This window comes from Acidianus manzaensis, assembly GCF_002116695.1.
Classification (GTDB): Archaea; Thermoproteota; Thermoprotei_A; order Sulfolobales; family Sulfolobaceae; genus Acidianus; species Acidianus manzaensis.
Genome location: NZ_CP020477.1, coordinates 1,745,227 through 1,766,583 on the forward strand (window position 1 = coordinate 1,745,227; position 21,357 = coordinate 1,766,583).

At 31.5% G+C, this 21,357-nt stretch carries 18 protein-coding genes and 3 pseudogenes; 10 read left to right on the forward strand and 11 right to left on the reverse strand.

Going from position 1 to position 21,357, the window contains the following annotated elements; genetic code table 11:
* Window positions 1-739 precede the first annotated feature (739 nt).
* Window positions 740-1,909 (forward strand): glycosyltransferase family 4 protein, encoded by a 1,170-nt coding sequence (locus B6F84_RS08845; RefSeq protein ID WP_148691902.1) that lies wholly within the window; start codon window positions 740-742, stop codon window positions 1,907-1,909.
* 220 nt (window positions 1,910-2,129) lie between these two features.
* Here B6F84_RS08845 and B6F84_RS08850 read toward each other — a convergent pair.
* The 3 genes and pseudogenes from B6F84_RS08850 to B6F84_RS08860 form a co-directional block, all read right to left on the reverse strand.
* Window positions 2,130-2,909 (reverse strand): annotated as a pseudogene (locus B6F84_RS08850) (IS1-like element transposase).
* Window positions 2,910-3,230: 321 nt separating this feature from the next.
* Window positions 3,231-3,674, reverse strand: coding sequence for a hypothetical protein (locus B6F84_RS08855; RefSeq protein WP_148691903.1), 444 nt, complete (start codon window positions 3,672-3,674; stop codon window positions 3,231-3,233).
* 309 nt (window positions 3,675-3,983) lie between these two features.
* Window positions 3,984-4,265 (reverse strand): hypothetical protein, encoded by a 282-nt coding sequence (locus B6F84_RS08860; RefSeq protein WP_148691904.1) that lies wholly within the window; start codon window positions 4,263-4,265, stop codon window positions 3,984-3,986.
* A 742-nt stretch (window positions 4,266-5,007) separates the two neighbouring features.
* Between B6F84_RS08860 and B6F84_RS08865 the strand changes: the two genes are divergently transcribed.
* The gene (locus tag B6F84_RS08865; protein ID WP_148691905.1) at window positions 5,008-6,417 is read left to right on the forward strand and encodes an oligosaccharide flippase family protein; all 1,410 of its coding nucleotides are present in this window, start codon (window positions 5,008-5,010) and stop codon (window positions 6,415-6,417) included.
* Window positions 6,418-6,731: 314 nt separating this feature from the next.
* Here the strand turns inward: B6F84_RS08865 and B6F84_RS08870 are convergent.
* Window positions 6,732-7,001: pseudogene (locus tag B6F84_RS08870) on the reverse strand (dTDP-glucose 4,6-dehydratase); the annotation flags it as partial.
* A 507-nt stretch (window positions 7,002-7,508) separates the two neighbouring features.
* Window positions 7,509-8,333: an FkbM family methyltransferase gene (locus B6F84_RS08875; protein ID WP_187152668.1), complete on the reverse strand. Its 825-nt coding sequence runs from the start codon at window positions 8,331-8,333 to the stop codon at window positions 7,509-7,511.
* A gap of 258 nt (window positions 8,334-8,591) precedes the next feature.
* Between B6F84_RS08875 and B6F84_RS08880 the strand changes: the two are divergent.
* The 5 genes and pseudogenes from B6F84_RS08880 to B6F84_RS14075 all read left to right on the forward strand — a co-directional run.
* Window positions 8,592-8,723 (forward strand): annotated as a pseudogene (locus tag B6F84_RS08880) (IS1 family transposase); the annotation flags it as partial.
* 165 nt (window positions 8,724-8,888) lie between these two features.
* On the forward strand, window positions 8,889-9,869 hold the full coding sequence (locus B6F84_RS08885) for a hypothetical protein (RefSeq protein ID WP_148691907.1): 981 nt from the start codon (window positions 8,889-8,891) through the stop codon (window positions 9,867-9,869).
* A gap of 329 nt (window positions 9,870-10,198) precedes the next feature.
* A complete protein-coding gene (locus B6F84_RS14065) occupies window positions 10,199-10,426 on the forward strand; it encodes a hypothetical protein (RefSeq protein WP_236748930.1) in 228 nt (75 codons plus the stop codon).
* Window positions 10,427-10,528: 102 nt separating this feature from the next.
* Window positions 10,529-11,125, forward strand: coding sequence for a glycosyltransferase family protein (locus B6F84_RS14070; protein WP_236748931.1), 597 nt, complete (start codon window positions 10,529-10,531; stop codon window positions 11,123-11,125).
* Between the two features lie 38 nt (window positions 11,126-11,163).
* Window positions 11,164-11,484, forward strand: coding sequence for a glycosyltransferase (locus B6F84_RS14075; protein WP_236749113.1), 321 nt, complete (start codon window positions 11,164-11,166; stop codon window positions 11,482-11,484).
* Window positions 11,485-11,593: 109 nt separating this feature from the next.
* Here B6F84_RS14075 and B6F84_RS08895 read toward each other — a convergent pair whose 3' ends face one another.
* A complete protein-coding gene (locus tag B6F84_RS08895; protein WP_148691908.1) occupies window positions 11,594-12,442 on the reverse strand; it encodes an FkbM family methyltransferase in 849 nt (282 codons plus the stop codon).
* A 107-nt stretch (window positions 12,443-12,549) separates the two neighbouring features.
* Window positions 12,550-13,566 carry a glycosyltransferase gene (locus tag B6F84_RS08900; protein ID WP_148691909.1) on the reverse strand — a complete coding sequence of 339 codons (1,017 nt, stop codon included), beginning with the start codon at window positions 13,564-13,566 and terminating at the stop codon, window positions 12,550-12,552.
* Between the two features lie 36 nt (window positions 13,567-13,602).
* Between B6F84_RS08900 and B6F84_RS08905 the strand changes: the two genes are divergently transcribed.
* Both B6F84_RS08905 and B6F84_RS08910 read left to right on the forward strand, forming a co-directional pair.
* Complete coding sequence (locus B6F84_RS08905; RefSeq protein ID WP_148691910.1) at window positions 13,603-14,832, forward strand: glycosyltransferase; 1,230 nt, start codon at window positions 13,603-13,605, stop codon at window positions 14,830-14,832.
* Entirely contained in the window at window positions 14,829-15,860 is a 1,032-nt protein-coding gene (locus tag B6F84_RS08910; protein WP_148691911.1) for a glycosyltransferase family 4 protein, read from the forward strand. The genes B6F84_RS08905 and B6F84_RS08910 overlap by 4 nt, the downstream gene beginning before the upstream one ends.
* On the opposite strand, the gene B6F84_RS14080 is transcribed toward B6F84_RS08910, so the two are convergent.
* The 4 genes from B6F84_RS14080 to B6F84_RS08925 all read right to left on the reverse strand — a co-directional run bounded on the left by B6F84_RS14080 (window position 15,837) and on the right by B6F84_RS08925 (window position 20,434).
* A complete protein-coding gene (locus B6F84_RS14080; protein ID WP_236748932.1) occupies window positions 15,837-16,106 on the reverse strand; it encodes a hypothetical protein in 270 nt (89 codons plus the stop codon). The two genes, B6F84_RS08910 and B6F84_RS14080, sit on opposite strands and share 24 nt — an antisense overlap.
* Window positions 16,107-16,118: 12 nt before the next feature.
* Window positions 16,119-17,042, reverse strand: a complete 924-nt coding sequence (locus B6F84_RS08915; RefSeq protein WP_236748933.1) for a glycosyltransferase family protein — start codon at window positions 17,040-17,042, stop codon at window positions 16,119-16,121.
* Window positions 17,002-19,482, reverse strand: coding sequence for a hypothetical protein (locus tag B6F84_RS08920; protein WP_148691912.1), 2,481 nt, complete (start codon window positions 19,480-19,482; stop codon window positions 17,002-17,004). Before B6F84_RS08920 ends, B6F84_RS08915 begins: the two co-directional genes overlap by 41 nt.
* 91 nt (window positions 19,483-19,573) lie before the next feature.
* Window positions 19,574-20,434, reverse strand: coding sequence for a glycosyltransferase family 2 protein (locus tag B6F84_RS08925; protein WP_148691913.1), 861 nt, complete (start codon window positions 20,432-20,434; stop codon window positions 19,574-19,576).
* A gap of 755 nt (window positions 20,435-21,189) precedes the next feature.
* On the opposite strand from B6F84_RS08925, the gene B6F84_RS14220 reads away from it, so the two are divergent.
* Window positions 21,190-21,273: a hypothetical protein gene (locus B6F84_RS14220; RefSeq protein WP_338025995.1), complete on the forward strand. Its 84-nt coding sequence runs from the start codon at window positions 21,190-21,192 to the stop codon at window positions 21,271-21,273.
* The last annotated feature ends 84 nt before the right edge of the window (window positions 21,274-21,357 follow it).

A 21,357-nucleotide genomic window follows, 5' to 3' on the forward strand; every position in this document is an offset into this window, starting at 1 on the left:
AGAATTGACGAGGGAGGAGTACTATAAGGCATTGGAAAAGGCAGTTAACGAGGTCATACTAATTCATATTTCGTTTCTTTAATCTAAATCTACACGCTATGTTTATTGCAAATTTCATTAACATGTTATGTTTCATAATAATTTTATTGTTTTTCTCTATATCAATCTCTTTTTGAAAGGACTTATATTATATCTTTCAAGTGAGATAATTTGGTGAAACACCACTGCGTTCATCTTGTCAAGAGTTCTAAGGGTCAAGATAATATTAATCTAGTGTTATATTGAAAGATATAATTGTATTTAATTTTTCAGTTTCTATAATATTATATTTCTTTCTTACTATTTTTATTCAATTATTTATACTTGAGACGCTCTCTTGAGGAATCTACACCTCGTATAACCCCACCTCTTCAAGCTCTTTCTCCTCTGATACTTTGGGTTGATCTTCTCAGTCCCCTCTTTATTTAATAGCTCCAGTTCCTAGGGAGGTTGGTGAAGATCGTTGAATTATTTAACTCTTCATAATATTACTTCCACCTAAACCCATATTGACATTACTCAAAAGTGTAAGATCAGTTATGTTTATATAACTTTATAGAAATAAAACAATCTCATAATAGAAATCTGAATTGCCAGAAAAATTTTCCTTGATTATAAAATGTTGAGCTAAGAATTTATTACTAATGCTACACTAATGGATATACTAAATATTTATAATCTCAACTAGTATATTGAAGTTATGAAGATCTCATTCGTTTTGATTTCCACTGGTTTAACTGGTGGCGTGAGATATATATTCGAAGTAGCAAATGGATTAAAGAATAAAGGGCATGACGTTAAAATTTTATCGTTAGCTGGAGATCATAGTTGGTTTAAAGGGTTAAAAGTAGAAGTAATTTATAAAGAACCAAAGTTTAATAAAATTAATAATATTCTTTATAAATTATTTCAATTATATGCATATCTGAGATATGATAGTAATATAAAAATCAAACCATACGACTTTCTTTTATCCTCCGCTTTACGTCTTGGTATAAAATCTGATGTTATATATGAGCTCGCAGAGTTTATTCAAAATTTTAGTAGCGATGTAATGGTTGCTACTTATTATTTAACAGCTTTTTCAGTCTTACTTTCAAATAATTATTCAAAACCATTTTATTTAATGCAAGATTTCCCTGAATTAGTAGAATCCAATGAAGGCACGATCGAACTTAAAAGGTTTCTATTATCACTGAAATTACCTTTCTCTTTTGTTGCAGTCTCTAATTATTTGAGACAACTCATTCTTGATAACAATCCTTCAGCCAAAGTTGTAGTAGCTCACCCTGGAGTTGATTTAAATATTTTTAGACCTAGAAAGAAACATTATGAAAACGACAAGAAAAAGAAAGTTATGATAATACTACGAGGAGATAAATATAAGGGAGACGAAATTACAATAAAAACTTTAAATGATATTAATAAAAAAATTCCTGTTCATGCAATAATAGTAGGAAGAAAGAAATTGATAAATAGTTATTTAAAAACTATTGGAATAAACTTTAAATTTTCTTCTTTCTTCAATGTAGATGATGAAACTTTAGCTAAACTTTATTCTACATCAGATGCATTTCTTTATACATCGTATGCTGAAGGTTTTGGATTACCTCCATTAGAAGCTATGGCTTGTGGTACTCCTGTAGTAATGACTGATAATAAAGGTTCTAGAGATTATGCAATAAATGGCTATAACGCTCTAATAGCTGATGCGGGCGATACAAAAACTTTAGTAGACTATTTAGCCAAGGTTTTACAAGATGATAAATTAAGAGAAAAACTTATTGAAAATGGACTAGAAACTGCCAAAAAATTTACATGGAGTTCTACAGTAGATAGATTCGAAAAAGTGTTAAGGGAAGATTTTTAACGTTCTCGATAGAAAGAGGCCAGAAAGACACTACAATACTTCAATGCGATTAGACTACAGTTCATTTTCACGAGTGTTTTATATCTTATTGATAAATAACTATATGGAATAGTATTAGATTACTATCTTATTGTTTTTCGTGCTGTATCATTCTGGTCTCTTTTAAGTATTATGGGGAGTGTTCTCATGCAGTCATCTTATTCGATAAGTGCATGTAAAATTATATCAGATGATCTCTAATATACTGTACTCCGCTCAAATAGGTTCAAGGGAGTTTCCTTATCTGAGAAAACTTGCGGGTACATGACGTTCAACAAGGTCAGTCCATCATGCCTCTGCTCCTGTTAACGTTCGTCCCCCTGGCTAGCCGAGCTAAGTACCTACAGAACGAGTTGTAACTCTCCACGCAGTGCCTACGACGCAGTCGAGGTCTTGATAAATTGAGTAGTCGGTGTAGTCGCACTTGGGAAGAGAACTCCGGAGGAAGGTGTTATAGTCATATCACTGGTGACGAAGGGATTCCGTCGATCAAAGCATTCCAGAGGTTCTGTCGTTTTGGACAGCGTCTCACGTGTAAGTCCAACTCCCGTCTATGACCGCGAACTTCGCCTTCAATTGTGCAGGATCAACAGGTTAACATAAGCCTTCAAGGTCCTTTTCACAAAGCTGTAAATCGTGGTCAAGGTCCTTTCCTCAAGCTCATCCTGTTGGTGTACTCCTTCAAGATCCTCTCCTTCTGCTCATCCTGTGACTAGCGTCGTAAAAGACCCTACCGCAGACCTTACATCTGTACTTGCTCTTCCCTCTCGAAGAACCTTACTAAGCTGTCCGAGTTGCACCGGCCTCTTTACCCCGAGTTTCCTGGTGTAGTAATACAACGTGGAGTGTATCCCGAGCTTCGTGACTGTACTCTCATCACGTAAGCTGTAATGGCGATTTCCTCCAGACTATGCTTTCTGGGCTTAAGGTTTAAATTTCTTAGGTTGTGCATGAGGTTCATGGCACCTATCTAAAGAACCTCGAACTCCTCGCACATAAGTCTTTTCAATCCCACACGTCCTCAAGTCCACTCGTTGTAACGACTATAAAAATCCTTGAAGAGATTTCTGCCCTACCCTAATATTTTTACAGATATCTATCGAATAAGACGACTGTATGAGAACACTCCTAGCAGAGCTATGCTGTGTTTTCCAGCAGTAATTAATATAAGGTGTTATAATAAAGAAGTGGACTCAACTTAATTATGGAAGAGGAGGAAAAGGATAAGAGCATTGTACACTAAATGTTTGACCACAAATAGCTAGCCTCTTATATGTCCATTTTATTCTTTTTCTGATAAACGCTTAAATTTCCTCTTTAGGTAAAATTCTGCTCCTCTCCTTTTGCCAGGAGCTAATGGCAAACTTATCAGAGCTAAGCGAAACATAAATTCAGATAATGAAATTTCCTTCTTGATAAGGTATCGAATACACTTAACGACTAATGAGAGATATGAGGGAATTTTTGCCTCATAGGTACAATTAAAATATCCACGTAATAAATATAGGTAAGTCTCTTTATTTAGAATTTCAACTTCCACTGGAGCTTTGCAGCTGTCACAATTATTCACAAGTTGTAACATTTTTCTCAAATCCTCTAGATTCCTATTATCTCCGCATGCTATTTTATGCTCATTTTCAAGAAATTCGCTATAATTACTAAATTTTCCGTAGCTACTAGATCCAGATCCCACTCTGTAATATGTTAATTTATCTGGAATATGCAATACATTGCCTTCTAATAATGAAGCAAATAATAAGGCAGAATCTAGAGCAAGATCAGTATTACTTATAAAAAATTTGTATTTATCTAGAATATACTTTCTAATACTAATTGAAGAATTATTAAAAAGAATTCCTGGATAATGCCTATATACGATTGAGATATTCCTTGAATTTATAATTAGCCGTTCATGAGGCTGACTTTGATCCAGCGTTTTAGTAAAAAAAGTTTTCTATCCTAATTCCATGATCGTCTATGTATTCTTGATGATTGTGAACCATTACTATATTGTCGTTTTTCTCAAAAATACTTCTTATATATTCAATTTTGTTATTTTTAAACATATCATCGTCGTCAAGAAAAACACTACATCAACATCATCCAAATTATCTAATGCAGCAGAAATCTTTTTACCATATTGAGGGTAATTAGCTTCAATTACAGTAAGGTTTGGTATTTCCTTAATTGAGAACATATTTCTTTTTAACATATTCACATTACCTGCTACTACAATTACCTGATCGGGTAATATTGTCTGCGATAGTATTGAGTTTAACGCCTGAGCAATATAATTATAGCGCTTATAAACTGCCAATATTTACAGCAGATTTCATAGTTCAAGATATTGGAAGTTAGTTTAAAAATTTACCAATATGAATATAAATGTAGGAAAGTGGAAGAGACATGATGCTCATTTGAAACACTTTAGAATACCTAGAGGAATACTTTAAGTGAAAGAAGACAGAGTCACTTATCTCCTCTATCAAGAGAAGAAGTGCTGCATGATAAATAATGCCGGAAGGAGAGATTACAATAGATTTTAAATTCATTTTACAAAAATAATTATATAGAATAATTCTTTTTAATTTATAAAATTTCGTAATTAGAATGAAAGTTAATAGATAGAATTGTATTATATTAAGAAGAAAAAGACTTTATAATATACAATAGTATTTTTATGTGTTCTTCACTTCTTTTAACAGCATCATATGACCTTAATAGAGCCTGATAGTCTCTATATAAGTTCAAAGAAGATATAATACTAATTAACCATTAACATTACTACTTCACAATGTGTTTTGGCGAGCTCTTCAATTTTCTTAAATATTATTGTATAAATTTCACTAAATTCTAGACTAAGCGATAAATTTAAATTATTCATTATTAGTTTATACTCATATAGTATAAAGGTCAACATTTCTAAAGTCACTTAAAGACCTTTCTATATGATATGGAGAAAGCCTTGTTCTTTTATGAAAATATAGATAAATTGTGAAGCAATACACAAAGTAAACCCTAAAAGCTTTAATATTTTTCTTTCAAAGAGCTAAAACTGAATGAATCCTATTAAGAATGCATTGAAGAGTCTTAGCGTTACTACTACTAATGTAATAATTGCTTTAATATTCTTCATTATTACAGCGAAAATTTCTAATCCAGCATTCTTTGGAAAAGTTGCAATACTTCAATTACTTGAGGTAGTTACGTCGGCTTTCTTTTACTTTATTCCAGGCCAAATAATAACTAGGGAAATATCTTATCTCTATGCTAGAAAAGAGATAACTAAAGAGGTAGTAGGAAAATTCCTTTCGCTCCCTTTTCTAGTTTTACCGATTTTCCTTATCCTTCTTTTCTTTCCAGATTATGTTAAGTTAGCAATACCTTATCTCCTCCTTTACCTCCTTAATAGCGTAATGGTAGCAATAATGATAGGAATGGATATGTTTACAGAATCTGCGATTACTGGAAACTCCTTTCTAGTCATAAGATGGGGGATAGCAATAATCGCTGTTCTCTACCACAATATATATCTCTTCGTTGAAATATGGACTTTGGGAGGAATACTCTCAGTATCTATGAATTACACATTTATTAGTAAAAAGGTTGGATTAGTGCTACCTACGCCAGACTTTGCCTTTCTCTTTAGGCATTTTAGGGAAGGTTTACCTGTTTATTTATCTTCTTCAGCTAGTTTTCTTTCTTCCCAAGGGGATAGAGTGACTACTGCATATTTATTAGGTTCTTATTATCTGGGAATTTACCAGTTTTCAGCTTTAGTTGCCGGAGTTCCGTCAATGATTTTAGGAGCTTTAAATAATGTTCTATTACCTACCGCATCATTTTATAAGGCTTTAGGTAAGGATGAAAAGAAGATGTCATCTCTTTCTTTTAGACTCCTCTCACTTTTGACTTTTCTAGTAGTAATAATTTCTATTCCGATAGGTGAGATAGTAATTATTCACTTCTTTCCTAATTATAAAGAGGGATTAGATGTCTTCGTTTTACTCTTAATTTCGTCCACTCTTCCGTTCCCTATAGGCTCTCTTATGTATTTTATTATAGCGTTCAAGAGAAATTTAAGGCCTTTTCTTATCCTTTCAACCTTGAACGGAAGTTTAGTCTTACTCACTTCCTATTTATTAATTCCGAGGATAGGAATAATGGGCGGTGCTATATCTCAAGTTATAGTAGCTACAATTTCTTCTCTCTTTATCATATTCTACTCTATAAGAACGTCGGTGTTCTCAACTGGAAGAAAAGAAATAGTTTTACTTTCCCTTTTACCCATAGTAGGAATTTATGAGGCTATGGATCCACCGTTTCTAGATTTTCTTCTTATTCTTCTTATCCTTTTAGTGTTTAAAATGTTTAGAATAATCACTAAAGAAGACGTTAAAATAATTGAAGATTTCTTACCGCGTGGTTTGAAGTTCGTGTCAAAAATTTTAAGCAAGTTGTTAACGTAATTTAGTTTCTTCATCTATTTCTGACTTTATACTTAGTAGTTGTTTAGACGAGAATGATACATTTCCAAAATTACTAAGTAAGTTAGGAGGAGATATTGCCCTTTAAGATATTAGAAAGCATCACTTTACACGTTAAAAATGAGCTAGGTAATGGAAGTAAACAGATATACTTTGGATTTAGCAAGTAAGTTTTCTTTTTCCATTTGCTAATAAAAAGACTGATCATTATTCAACACAATCACTTGATGTAAAGTACATTATTCCTTCCAAGGTTCATCTTCAGTAAAGAACTTATCCTTTATTAAATCCTCCCACTATCTATTATTCAAATACTACTCCACAGTCTTTCTCAACCCCTCCTTCAACGGTGTAACCTCATACTTAAGTTTCGTGGTCATGCAATATCTTCTATCATGCCCAGGCCTATCGCCAACGAACTTAACTTTAACTTCCTTCCCCATTATCTCACCCATCATCTTCACCAAGTCAAGAACGTTATACTTTTGCCCTCCAGGAATATTGTATACTCCTCCCCTCACTTCTTTCCATAATATCATATCATATATTATTCTAACAGTATCCTCTTAGAATAATAAACGTTAACATTTGTAACACATAAACTAAGTGACCTTAATGATCTTGTACTCGCTCTGACAAATTCAAAGATAGCTTTAGGGGGCTGATAAGGATGCTTTTAGAAGACATTGATATGAAGGAATATACTGAGTTCTTACAAGCAGTACTGCAGGTATTAGGACTTTCTCGTTAAAGGTTACAGGCCTGGTGTTTAGGAGTGATAGGTATGAGGAATAATTTATATTACTTCTATAATATTAGTTTTTCTCGGAAGATGGTGAACTCCGAATAATCTTAACAGATTGTTACTCATCCTCTGCTTTCTAGGCGATTTATCTGATCTAGAGGATTTTATATCTAACTATATTGAATCATACTAAAATGAAGAAAATCATAATTCACAATAAATCCTTGAATAGCCTCTTAGTATATATTCAATTCTCACTATACTTATACAAATAGAAATCGCAAAGGAAATCTGAATAGCCCATGTAGAGATTATAATATTTTTCTCTTTAGCTTTCACTTTTTTCAGCGATTATGTTTTTTGTTCCTTCTTCTATAGTTACTATCTCAAAATTATTTTGCTTAAGTATATCTAAAACTTTTTGTTCGGTATTATTTCTAACCTCTATAATTATCCTTTTTGCTTTCTTTAGAGTTTCTTTAGCACCTCTCAATACGTTAACCTCTGCACCTTCAACATCAATCTTCAATAGGTTTACTGAAACTCCAGAAAGCAAGTTATCAAGGGTTGTTGACTCAACTTCTACATACTTAGAATATGTATACCCTTCCATGAATGACGGAAGAATACTTGAAACTTCATGAGCTTTCCCTAAGTAAAGCTTTACCTTCCCTTCAGAGTCGCTCACAGCCTTGTTTATTACTGTTACATTTTTAAAATCATTTAACGTTATGTTGTAGTTTAGTATTGGAATAATCTCAGGATTTGCCTCAATAGCAAAAACCCTTTCAGCATATTTAGCTGCAATTAAAGAATATATGCCTACATTTGCACCAACGTCAACTACAACTCCCCCGTCTTTAACGAACTCTAGAAAATATTTGAAACTAACTGGCTCACTAGTAGAGATAAAAAGACTATATAATGGTGGCCAAAAGCAAGGTTCTAATGAAAGTTTAACTCCGTAAACCTTAAAGTTTATGTTTTTTTCACAAAGATCCTTAGCTAAGTCAAATAAGTAGCCTTGTTTTTTATTCCCATTTTTAAGGTAATCTATTCCAAGTTTTGCTAGCAGTGTATAATAAGTTAATATATTAGTAGATCTAAATCCTAATGTTAATAGCCTCATAAGAATTTTATTTAATTTATCCATCTTTTTCATTGTCTCTTACTAAATATATAAACATTATATTCACATCGGATACATAACGACGTCAGTATGGGAATCTCATTCTTAGCGTAAAAAACGAAATGAACAAAATACAGAAAATATTAAGAGAAGACTAATTTCTGGAGAAAAATTTGCATAAGCTAGGGCGAACCTAGACATATGAAAGTTAAGAACCAAACTAAACATGCTAAGCACGACAGGGACTTCGCCAGGTCCGCCATCAAGTTAATATACGCATTGAGTATGAGAATGACGGAGTACAGTTTGGCCTTGTTGAATGTAATGTACCCTCACGTATTTTCAAATGAGAGAACTCCCTTAAATGAGGCTTACTTGAATGGAGTACAGTATATTAGAGAAAACTTGATATAATTTTACTATATGATATCGAATAAGATGACTGCATGAGAACACTCCCGCTCTGCTTTTATCTGAACTAGCTTTAGTAGCGTAATTTGCAGTTCAGTAACGATACTATGTCCACACTCATAATAGTCGAGGGAAAAGTTTTATTTATACAATTAGCTAATTTAACACATGAGATTGTTAGTATTATTACTTCTTTTACTTTTTTTATTGCCTATACTTTCATTTTCAGCATCTATTTGTGTTCAATATCCTAAAGAAGTCTATATAGGTAATAAAATCTCAATAAATTTTACTTTAGTTCAGCAAAGTATAAATAGCACAGCATTTCCTTTCATCACGCCTGGAGTAAGAGAAATAAGTACTTCACCGTTAGTACTTCAAGGGATTCCTATTGGTGGAGCTTACGCAGTTTTCCATATTCAAAACATATCTAATGAAATAACCATTACTTTCATAGGTAAAGTAGATACTCCGTATTATTGGAATCCAGGGATAGCAATATATGGAGGAAATCTCAATACTCATATTTCTGATCTCTATCAAGATAACTTTACAGGAGTTCTGCTAACATTTACTGGAGTACTATGGGTTCATAATGAAACTAAAGGATGGGTTGATTTGGCATCGCTTCCTAAAGTTGGACCACAAAGTGGAATTTGGATAAATACTACTTATCCATTTAATTATACGGTAATACTGAGTAACGCTAATGGAGATACTTTTGTAAATTGTATAATCATAAATGGATCTAAATATTTGGTAGATATACAAACATGTATCCCGTGGAATTTTTCTTACGTAGGAGTAAGATTAGATAATCTAGATATTGTCACAATTTGTGACTTTTTAGTATCAGGAACATCAGTAACTTTTCCTCATCAACCTTATATAGTTTATGTTAATAATAAGGAATACGTCTCTGGATATACTAACGAATTAGGTGAAGGTTCAGTAACGCTTACTGTATCTTCTCCCTATATGATAGTCAACATAACTTTTCCTTCAGCCCATATCTTTCGTATCATAACAATTTCTGCTCAAAGAGGTGCTAACGTACACGTTGAGTATCCAATTCTTCAGTATGCGCTTTTAGGCGTTTCGGTGCTTTTAGTTGCTATTTCAATAATTGAGAGGAAGCGAATGCATTAGTATATATAAAGAGCATTTCTTGATAATGAAACTTAAAGTCAAAAATTGGAACTAATAACATAAAATTTTATCAGAAAATTTTCTATATTATATATAATATTGAGAATTAAATAACTAAAGTTATAATATTTTTAATAACTTAATTTGCTGTACGCTTTCCCCTCTAGGTTTATCTTTTAATATATTATCTCAATTAATTTTTCTCCTCTACGTAACTTCTCTATAACGGATAGCCAGTTGTCAAAAACTCTTCTATAGGCATTTATTCTCGCTATCGTAGATGTTATACTTTTCATTAACTATCATTTTTAAAGAAGAGATTTTAATCCTTGCTGAAATTTTATATGCATGAGGATAGATTGATAGGAGTAGTTTTACCAGTAAGGACGTTTATCAAATTTGTCGGGGGAGGAGATGTTCATTCTAAGGAAGTTATAACTAGATTAGCTAAGAAAACTGATATACTTTTATTGCCTCCTCCTAGTGAAATCATAGATTATAACGCGGAAATTTGTAATTTCTTAAGAAGGAGTAAGCTTACTTTCCAGATTTTCTAAAAATGTGAAAAACTCAATTATTCGGAAATTATTCATAAATACTTAGAGTATTTAACTGATGTTAGAATAATATATGATCCTATTACTTACATTTATATGGATATGTCTTCTAAATTAAACAAGGCTAAGTTATTTCTAAGATCTCTCAATAGAAAAATATATTGTGACAACGTGATATCTTTTGATGCATATTGTATAGCTAAGACTTCTAATAAACCCCTAGTTACTACAATTCATCCAGAAATAAGGACTTACGAAGACTCATTAAGATTTCTATACGGTAGTATAAAATACGGACTAGGAGATCCTCTATTTGGTTTCAAGAATAGATACAACCTTATTAATATCGCTAAATTTGGAAGAATTTTAATGGATCCACTCGTTAAGTATGTATTATCAGTAAGTGAAGGAGCTATACAAGGTTTAAAAATAAAAAGCGAGAAGATTAAAATTCTTAACCCTGGAAATGCGTTTGATCAAGAGCTTTTGCAATACAGAACAAAAAATAAAGAAGATTACTTAGTATTTTTGGCTAGATTATATTATCTGAAAGGAATATTCGATATTCCTTATATAATGAGGGAAATAGTCAAAAGAAACGATAGTGCTAAACTTATAATGTTTGGCAAATTCTGTAATGAAATGGAGAAGAGAAAATTCTTTGAATTAATTAAGAAATTTAATTTAGGGAAAACATAGAATGGTTAGGGTTTATCTCAGATGAGGAAAAATATAAAATAGTTAGTAAAGCTAGAGCATTAATATATTCATCCCACACTGATTCATTCTCTCTTGTTATCTTAGAGTCTTTGGCATTAGGCACACCAGTAGTCGCTTATGACTTACCTGGTCCAAAAAGTGCGTATAAAGGTTTAGATGCAGTAAAGTTTGTTAAGGAATTCGACGTAAAAACAATGGCTCAATATACGCTAAATATCCTTAAAATGAAGGATGAAGAGTATTTTAATTTAATATATAATGAAAAACTTAATAATTTTCTAGATAGATACAAAAGCTGGGATAAGGTAGCAGATGAAATTCTAAAATATCTTAACTAGTCTTTATTTATCATACTTACATTGAGATTCAATTTAAGAGCTCTTATCTAATTTGTCCTAAAAAACAAGAGTTAGATAGATGATTTTTCCTATCACGTTTTCTTCTAGTTTATGTCTTTTTGCTGCATCTAATAAGATAAGTAACTTTTCCCTTTTTAACCTCACACATAAAATCATTCCCTAATTTGTCTAGTACTTCATTAATTTTTTTAGGATAATGAAACTCAAAAATAATCTTTTCAAATCTATTTAAATTTTCATAATCGTTCATGATAATATCATATTCGCATCCCTCGCAATCCATCTTCAAAAGGTATGGATCATTAACTATTTTTAGAACGTCAGTAAGGGTAATTTTATCTACTTCTATTTCACCACTATCATTAGCCTTATATGCAAATGAATAATATATATTATAATTTGTTGGAACTTTTATCTTTCCTTTGGAGGAAGCTAACGCTGCGTTTAGTACTACTACCTTATCCTCTACATTATTTAGTTTCAAATTTGTCTTTATCTCTTCGATTAGTATCGGAAGAGGTTCTATTGTAATTACTTTAGATGCTCCCATTTTAGCAAAGTATACTGCAGTATCTCCAATTCCTCCACCTACATCCACTACCTCTCGACCTTTAATGCCTGTATCGTAGTATTCTTCATCGTTAAATGTTTCATAAGCAGTAAAGATCATGTGTTTTAATTTAACATCTTTATAAACCCATACATCATTCTTAAATCTCCAACCATTTACATAAGCTCTAATTCCCCAAATTTCGTTTATAGGTATTTTATCCAAATTAATTAGAATACAATTTTCTTTTGTATCAACGTAAAAACTCTCTACTTTATTATTTCCAGCATATAATAGAATTTCTCTAATTGCAGATAATGGTAAAAATAGTGTGTAATTATCAACGGTAACTTTAACACGTTTTTCACTATATTTTCCACTAAACATATCTAAAAATAGATAAACTAATGGAGTAAGACCTTTAAATTAAAATATAGTATAGCGTACTTAGCCTTATCTAATACTGACATTACTAATTAATATTTTGTATTTACTTATAAATCTATTAGATTATTGTATATATTAATAACTTTCTTAACTGAATTCTTCCACGAGAATTGACTAGCATAGTCTCTTAAAGATTGAAAATACTTGTCTCTAAAACTAGTAATCTCGTCTGTTGATTGAAGCTCATCATCAATTTTTATACAATATTCGCATACTTCTTTCGGAATTCTAGCATTTTTGAACACTATGACTGGAACTCCCCTAGCTTGAGCTTCAATTATGGATAGACCGAAGCCCTCTTCTTTAGTGGGAAAGAATAAGGCATCAAACGAATCATAAATCTCTATAAGCTTTTCATTTGGTGCTGGACCCATAATTTTTATCCTTCTGTCGTCTTCACTTTCCTTTTTTATTTCCTTGAATACCTCACTGTTAGGATTATAGCTTCCCCAAAGTTCAAATATTACATTCTCATCTTTTAATTTTTTAAATATCCTTATTCCCCTAATAACGTCTTTTCTCTCGCTATCAAGTTTGCCTATATAACCTAGCTTCACTATTTTTTTCTTCTCTTCTCTTTTTATAGGAGCTGTAAAAAATTCGTCTCCAATTCCTGGATTAACAACAAATACTTTCCCTTTATATCCCAGTCTTTCAACATCTTCCTTAATTAAACTAGATACTGCAATAATTGCATCAGAACTTAATATGCTCTTTATGTAAAATCTTTCCATCATTGGCGTTGGCTTTGATTCTTTATATTTAAGGAAGAATAAGTCGTGAACAGTAGTTATCCATCTTGCTTTGCCTTTCCTTATAGGAAAAAAAGGTTTAGGAGAGAGCAAGTGAATTATATCGTAATCAGCATAGTTGTGAAGCATTCCTTTAATCATGCTTAGAAAGGAAGAAGTAAAAGAAGAGTAATCATAAACTGGATAAGCAGAAACGTTAATTCCCGAATTAACTAAACCATTGTAAACTTCTCTGGCATATCTTCCTATTCCTGTAACTTTGCTCACATCTTCTTCAAAGTCTCCTTTGCTGGCTACTAAAAGTACTTTCATAACTCTTATTATCTGTATATAAGAATAAAGCTAGCTGTGAAAGTAACAATTATAACATCAAGTTTAACTTCAAACTATTCTGGAGGATCTACTCACGTTAATAATGTTGTTTATCGTCTAACCAAATATTTTGATGTAGAGTTTATTCCTTCCATTAACTTCTTTATTAATAATCATAAAACTGAAGAAGAACTAGAGAAGATAAGTAAAAATGGAATAAAAATTCCAGAGTTCGTTTACTCCTTCTCTTTCACTAACCTTAAGCCATCTTTTCTTCCTTACTCTAGTTCGGTATATGAAGCCTTCTCTGAAAAGGTTAAGCTTGACTCTGATTTTATATATGATCCTGATTATACTACGCCAGAGAGTATATTCATTTCTAACAGAAATAAAATACAGTTAGGCATAACTCTTCATGCACCTTTATATTCTCTTTCTCAGTGTATATTCTATACTTACTATACACTAAAGCCCTTCTTCTTTAATTCGTTAGATTACTTTATGAAGAGATCAATAGCGCTTTATTTACTCACTGAGAAAAAAGAAGGATATATAAAAAGAGCTAGATACATGAGTTTCATAGCAGGAGTAAGTAAAGGTGTTATAGATTCTATAAAAACTAAAAAGATAAAGAAATATCTCTTGTTTCCTGCTAACGGAGTCGATAAAGAGCTTTTGAATTACAGAACTAAAGATAAAGAAGATTATGTTGTATTTTGGACTACTCTAATTCCACCCAAAGGTATCTTAAACTTTATTTATGTACTTAAGCTATTGAAAGATGAAGGTATTAAAGTCAAGGCCAAGGTTGCAGGCAACTTCTTATATGAGAAATTCAAGAAATTTTTCTTTAAATACGTTACTGATAATTCATTAGATGTGGAATATTTAGGTTTTCTCGATAAAACAAAGCTTCACGATAAGAGAAGGCTTTACGAAGTAGTATCAAAAGCAAAGCTTTTAGTATATCCTTCATTAAACGATGGATTTTCAATTACAGTTTTAGAAGCTTTAGCTTTAGGAACTCCAGTTATAGCATACTCAATACCTACAGTGTACTCAGCGTATAAAGATGTTCCGGCGGTTAAATTTGTTAAGGAAGGTGATATTAAAAAAATGACAGAAGAGGTAAAAAATGAACTTAACAAAGGAGAACTATTAGATGCAGTTTTTAGTGACAAAGTTAGGTCTTTTGTGGAGTTTCATAACTGGGATAATGTAACAGAAAGTATTGTTAAGATCATTAAAAATGCGGTGGAATCGTGAGAATCTTAATTTCTCCGCCGATGAGATTCGGTTATGAATTCACTGGAGCTTCTAGAAGAACTTTAGAAGTTTATAGTAGGATAGGAGAAGAAGTATATCTTTGCGTAGATAAGCATACACTAAAAGAAATAGATCCAAATATTTCACCTCTTCTAAGTAATTTCAGGCTAGTGGAAAGTAGTAGCACTTCAAGAAAGGATTATATTCAAGGTTTCTTTAACTGTTTATCTGTAGCAAAGAAGGTAGATGTTATATTAAGCTATTCTGAGTTCTCGCTTAATGTTGCTTACTCTTATTTTCTCTCCCTTCTATCTGGTAAACCTCTGGTTATCTTTGTACATCATATAACTGAAGAGATGAAGGGAGAATCAAAACTCTATTTTCTAATTAAACTCGCATTTGGAAGAAGTAAAGGAATAATCTGTTTAGATAATCCAGAGGTATATGAAGAGCTAAAGAAAATGTTTCCTAAAAAGAAAGTAATTACATCAACTAACGGCATTAACGTAAAAGATTATTACACTTCTGATGAAAAAGTATGCGATGGTCTATTTATAGGCAATTATGGGGAAAGAAAAGGAGTAAATTACTTGACTAAGATATGGGATATTGTAAGCGAGAGGATAGGTGCAAAATTATGTATAATAGGTAAAGGATGGAAGGAAATTCCTAAAAATGCTGTTTATTACGGCTTTGTAAGCGAGGATAAAAAGAGGGAAATATTGGCTAAATCTAAAGTATTTGTGTTTCCCTCCCTTTATGAGGGCTTCTCTTTAGCTACGGCAGAAGCTTTAGCGTCTCATTTACCAGTAGTTACTTGGGACTTGCCCTGGTCTAAGAGATTTTTAACAATTAAGATACCGCCGTACGACGTAGAAAAATTTGCTGAAGCAGTAATAGATCTTCTCAAGGATGAAAAGAAAAGGGAGGAAATAGGAAATGAAAGTAGGAAATTTGCCGAAACTTTAAGCTGGGAAAAAGCTAGTGAGATGGAAAGAAAGGTATTATATGAAATTCTTAATCATTGAGTCTATGGCATTAGCTACATTGTCCCATGAGGAATGAAGTCTAATAAATTCATCCAATTCATTATCGAAAAACATTTCCTCTATCTTTTTATTGCTAAGCTTGATAACTTCTTTTTTAGCTTTTTCTATTAAAGACATAACATCAAATTCTCTTACAAAGAATGTAGGCTTAAACTTATAGACTGAGGTTAAGGAAGGTAAGTCATAAGCTATTACTGGAGTCCCTACTGCTAAAGCCTCAAGCATTGTAACTGAAAATTACTCTTGATGTGAAGGTAAAATTAATGCCTTAGCCTTAGATAATATTTCGAATTTCTCTCCTTCAGATACGTTCTCGATTACCTCTATCCCTAGCCTTTTTGCCTCCTTGGCTATGAATTCTTGCTCTGAATAACCTATCATCTTTAGCTTAACATATTTTCCTACTTCTAAAGCCTCGTTAGCTCCTTTTGCAGTGTTTATCCTTCCTAGAAAAACTACGTAGTCTTCCTTATCAAAATTTCTATATTTTAATGCTAAGGAATTAAATGCGTGAGGAGGAGATAGGACTTTTACGTTAAAATGTTTTGGTAAATTAGTATAGTTAATTGCTCCATTATTCATTACTGCTATGAAAGAAGGCTTTCTCTTCAAAGTCTTTGTTAAGAAAACCATATTTTGAACTCTCTGCATGCTACAGAACTTTATAGCACTTGTCTTACTAAACCATACTTTACTCCACACATTCACACAATTTAAGAACGATTCCTTTTCAAGCAAAGAATTGTGAGGATCTGTCATTAATAGCATTCCATATTTATTTCCTATGCTCGATAAGAGGATAGAAGACATTAACTGAATTCTATAATTGTGAGGAATATACGCAAAGTCTACTTCATCAACTTCTTTCCTATAACCATCCAGCAATTCTTTAGATAGAGGAGAGAAAGTAAATAATTCTCTAAAAAGTGAAGTAGAAACTTTCTTATCTAGTAAACTTTCAAAAAACGATGGAACTTTAGCGTATTTTTTAATTTCCTTTAGCTGTTCTTCAGAAATTTCGCTTAAAAACGCATGAGTAGTTGGTAAATAGTAAAGTTTATATCTTGCTGAAAGCCTCTTAATAATCTCTCTAACATGTTTTTCAGTTCCACTGTTATGTTTACTTATTGCTCTTGAGTCTACTAATCCTAATGATAGCATTCCTAAATACTTCTACTATATTTATCTTAAAAATGCTCTTGTACACTATGAAATACAAGAATAGTAAATAAAAGAAGATGTCTACTGCAGTTATTAGCAAGTTAGTAACAAACCCTAACTTTATTGATATTGCAATTCCTCCATCTGAAGTGAAAATATATTGACCAAAGCCGTTAGTTCCTAAAGCTTTGCCGTTATTAACTATTATTCCACCATGAGGTAATGGTAAGGAAGTTTCTACTAGATAACCTTTATTGCTGTAGACTGTGAATTCCGCCATTAGTTGGTTAAAGCTGAAATTAATCGGAGCGGAAACTAGATCTGATAAGTTTACGTTGCTAGGTATGATTATAGTCCATCTTTTTATACTTAAGTTCTCATCATGAGTTATATCTATTCTTGTTATATTTCCTTCATAATTTATTATATAAGTTCCTTTAAGTATAGTAATATTTCTGCTTTCATTAAATAATGAGATGTAATCTTCATTAACAGTAGATGGATTAAGTAACATTGTTACTGTTGCAGGAGTCTTTACTGGAGTAATAATTGCTGGAGTATAATTAAGTAAAGGATAAAGAAGCCATTCCGCATTAAACAATACGGTCTTGTTTCTACAGTTGAGGAATATTCCCATTTTAGCTTCTCTGAATATTGATGCATTTGGCTGTTCAAGTAAGTATACATCACCGTTTGCATATAAGACCTTTAGGCCAGAGTGATTAAGGTAAGAGTAAATGAAGGAATTGCTTAGTGGAACATACGACGTATTATCTATAAAGAGATATTTTATTCCAGCAACCTCATAAGCTAGAGGAGTTTGATTAACATAAGATGTAGAAGGAGTAGAAATTGTAGCATAGCCTGGCATAAGAGGAGGGGAGTATGAAATAAATTGATAATTTGTCCATTTTTCGCTAAAGCCTACTTCACCTACATAAGCAACACCTGCATTTGATGTAGATAAAATATTCATTATATGAACCCATTGTGGCGGAGGATTTAATGGATAATAATAGCCTTCTAAAGATACACCATTACCTGGAAATGAACCAGTATGTTGGCTAGGATAAAGTGTACCATTAAAGTATTGCCAGCTTGCAAAGCTCATAATTATGACTAGTATGATTCCAATTATATATTTAGTTTTAATTTTTCTAAAGGTGTTAATAATGTAATCAAAGCCTATTGCGGCCAATATTAGCGAGATCGAAACGTTAGTCCATTCTGCATAAAATGGAATTGCAAACGCTGTAGACATTATTCCTCCAATTATTGGTAACTTTGATGGAAGAACGTCAAATATATAAGTGAATTCTCTAAAAGGATAGTTAGTTCCACTTTCTACTCCTATCATAAATAAGAGACTTAATAGCAGTTCTGCGGATATTTTCCTTTTAGATTTATTAAAAATGCTTATAAATACTATAAATATAAAAATAAAGAGAGAAGATAACCATATATATGATATAGGATCATTTGGCATTAGAATCTGATCATTGAAACCATAAGCTGGTAGATAGAACCATTTATCTCTAGGATAAAAGAGTATAGAAGGAGAAGATGGGATAACCGATGGCCACCAACTACTTATGAACATAAAAAGATTGGGAAAATTTGAATTTTGAGAGAATCCCGCTATATAAGATAGACTATCTGGCCTTAATGCGCTAAAACTTGCAGCCTCAGCTATTGATGTCGTAATCAGAGAAGGATATATAAATATATAGTATACATAAGCTACGAAAGGTAAGGATGTTAAAAATATGCCTAATAGACTTTTAATAACGTTAATAAGAGACTTCCTATATGCTAAAATACTAGATAGCAGAAAAATTGATATAATATAAATAAACCAAATATAAAATCTTGGATCCATCATTGCAGAAAATCCTAGAGCTATACCAGATAATATAATAGTCTTCTTAGATAAAGAAACGTTATTTAGCTGTATATTTATAAGGTTTATTAAAACAAATGAAAGTGAGAGTATACCTAATATTACATTAAACCAGTTAGAAGCTATTAGTTGCATGTAAAGCGGCAATAAATAGAAGAATAAGATTAGTAATATTTTTACACTGAAACTATGTATTTTTAAAACATCAATGATCAAATCAGTTAGCTTCCATAGTATAAGATAAATTACACTAAACATTAATATTAAATATATTTTAGCAAGAATAATAACATCATTACTTGGTATAAGATACATAAATAAATATAGCACACTTTCTACACTGGGAGAAATACCTGTTTCGGGAGCATATACAAAAAGAGGATAAAGATATTTAACTTCATATCCAGAGAAAAATGGAAATTGTGGACCTCCGTAGTTTAAATATCCATTACCAAACAGATACCCAGAGATGGGAATTAACGAAAATGCCCATAATAATAAAAATATCATTGTTCTATGTTTGGTATTTACATCCAACATTACATAGATTTCTTGTCTCTCTCCCCTTTTTAATTTTTCTTCTTTAATTCAATCAAGCATAAAAATTATTAATTTTCTCCAAACTATAATTTTATACAAGTAATATATATTTTCCTATTAAACTATCATCTATGGCATTGTAGCTTCTTAGATAGTCGTAAATATTCTTAGATATAGAAATTTGTGTATCTCTAGTATTTACATTTAAATATTGTGTTGGATCTACAACTGTATTGATAGCTTTTTTGAAAAAATATACATAATTATTTACATTAGCATTTTTATATTTACCCTTAATTCTAGCAATGACATCTAGTAACATTAGAATTAGAATGTACTTTTTAGTGTAGGGATACATGAGCACAAGATCCTTAAACTGTATATTCAAACTGCGATAAATATTAATAACATTCTTTAATAGTCTAATTCTCCATAATTTTGTATATCTTCTTTCTCTCTCTATATAAAGATTTTTTGCTTTTATTTCTTGATTTTCACCTATAATTAAGGGAAAAGTGATAGATATTTTCTGCCTACTCAAAAATTCTATATCTTCTCCATAATTTAGATTCTTCCAATTTCCAATTTTAAGGATTTGATCCTTTGACTGTATATAACTCATCATCGGACCTAATATAAGCAATTCTTTTAATCCAGATTTTATTACTTTGTGGAAGTTTTCATTATAATAAGTGTCGAGGTCGAAGTATGCTGTTATTGAGTTTTCTGGGCAGTGTTCTAGTGCGTATGCTCTTCCTTTTCCTCTGCTTGATTTTAAGCGTAAGAGTGTTAAATTATAATCTTTCTTTAGTTCTTGTAATTTTTCCCAAGTTCCGTCCTTGGAATAATTATCGACTATAACTATATCATAAGAGGGGTCAAATACTGATTTAATGCTTTCCTCTACAGTGTTAACGTTATTATATACTGTACCATAAATGCAAATAGTCATAATAGCAAGTTAAAAAACACTAAATATAAGCTTTATGAATAATATGTTTATATAATATTCAGAATACTTAAAGGTTTTAACAGCAGACTTAAGATATATCATGATGTTTTTACAGATGTGAACAGACAAATTTATTCATTTGAAATTTAGCTAAAAATTTCTTTAAAATTTTTGTACAGTTTATTTTAGTGTAAAGTTATTAAAATTATAATATACTCTTTTTATCAATGTACAATCTTCTTGATGATATATTTTTACAGCTATTATAAGATGAAGAATTAAATAAGGAGTGTAATAGTTATTCCTCATTCAATCCAGTAAAATACCAGTAAAGTGTTTTGTTCCAGCATCGTAATATTTGTTGCTTAGTGTTATTTAGGAATACTATTTTATGCATAGCATAAGCTGTTTTGTTTAAGATTTAAGTTTTCCACTTACTAGTGTTTCCTTGATTTCCAGTTAGCAGTTTAAAGGAAATTACCTCACCATAAAAAATCAAAATATTTATTCGTGGACTAATAATATATTTTTCATTTAACTTCTTAATTCTATCGCTTATCAGAAAAAATTTTCACTTAATACGATTATTATTCTTAGAAATCTTTAACGTAATATAAACATGTATTAACAATTTTCCTATAATTGCTAATCAGTATTTTTGTACATAAAAATTTTATACAAGTCATTACTAAATTCTCTGCATGTTAGTAGTTGGATTTAACTGGCCTTTATAACACGATCACGGGGCAGCAGTCATACAAGATGGAAAGTTAGTATTTGCTACGGAGGAAGAGAGGTTTACTAGACATAGGCACTTCCTTATGAGAACCACCTTTTAACTCCCTAAGGCAAGCTTTCAAGTTTCTAAAGAAAAGAGGTATAAAGCCTAAAGATGTTGATGCTTATGCAATAAATTGGGTACC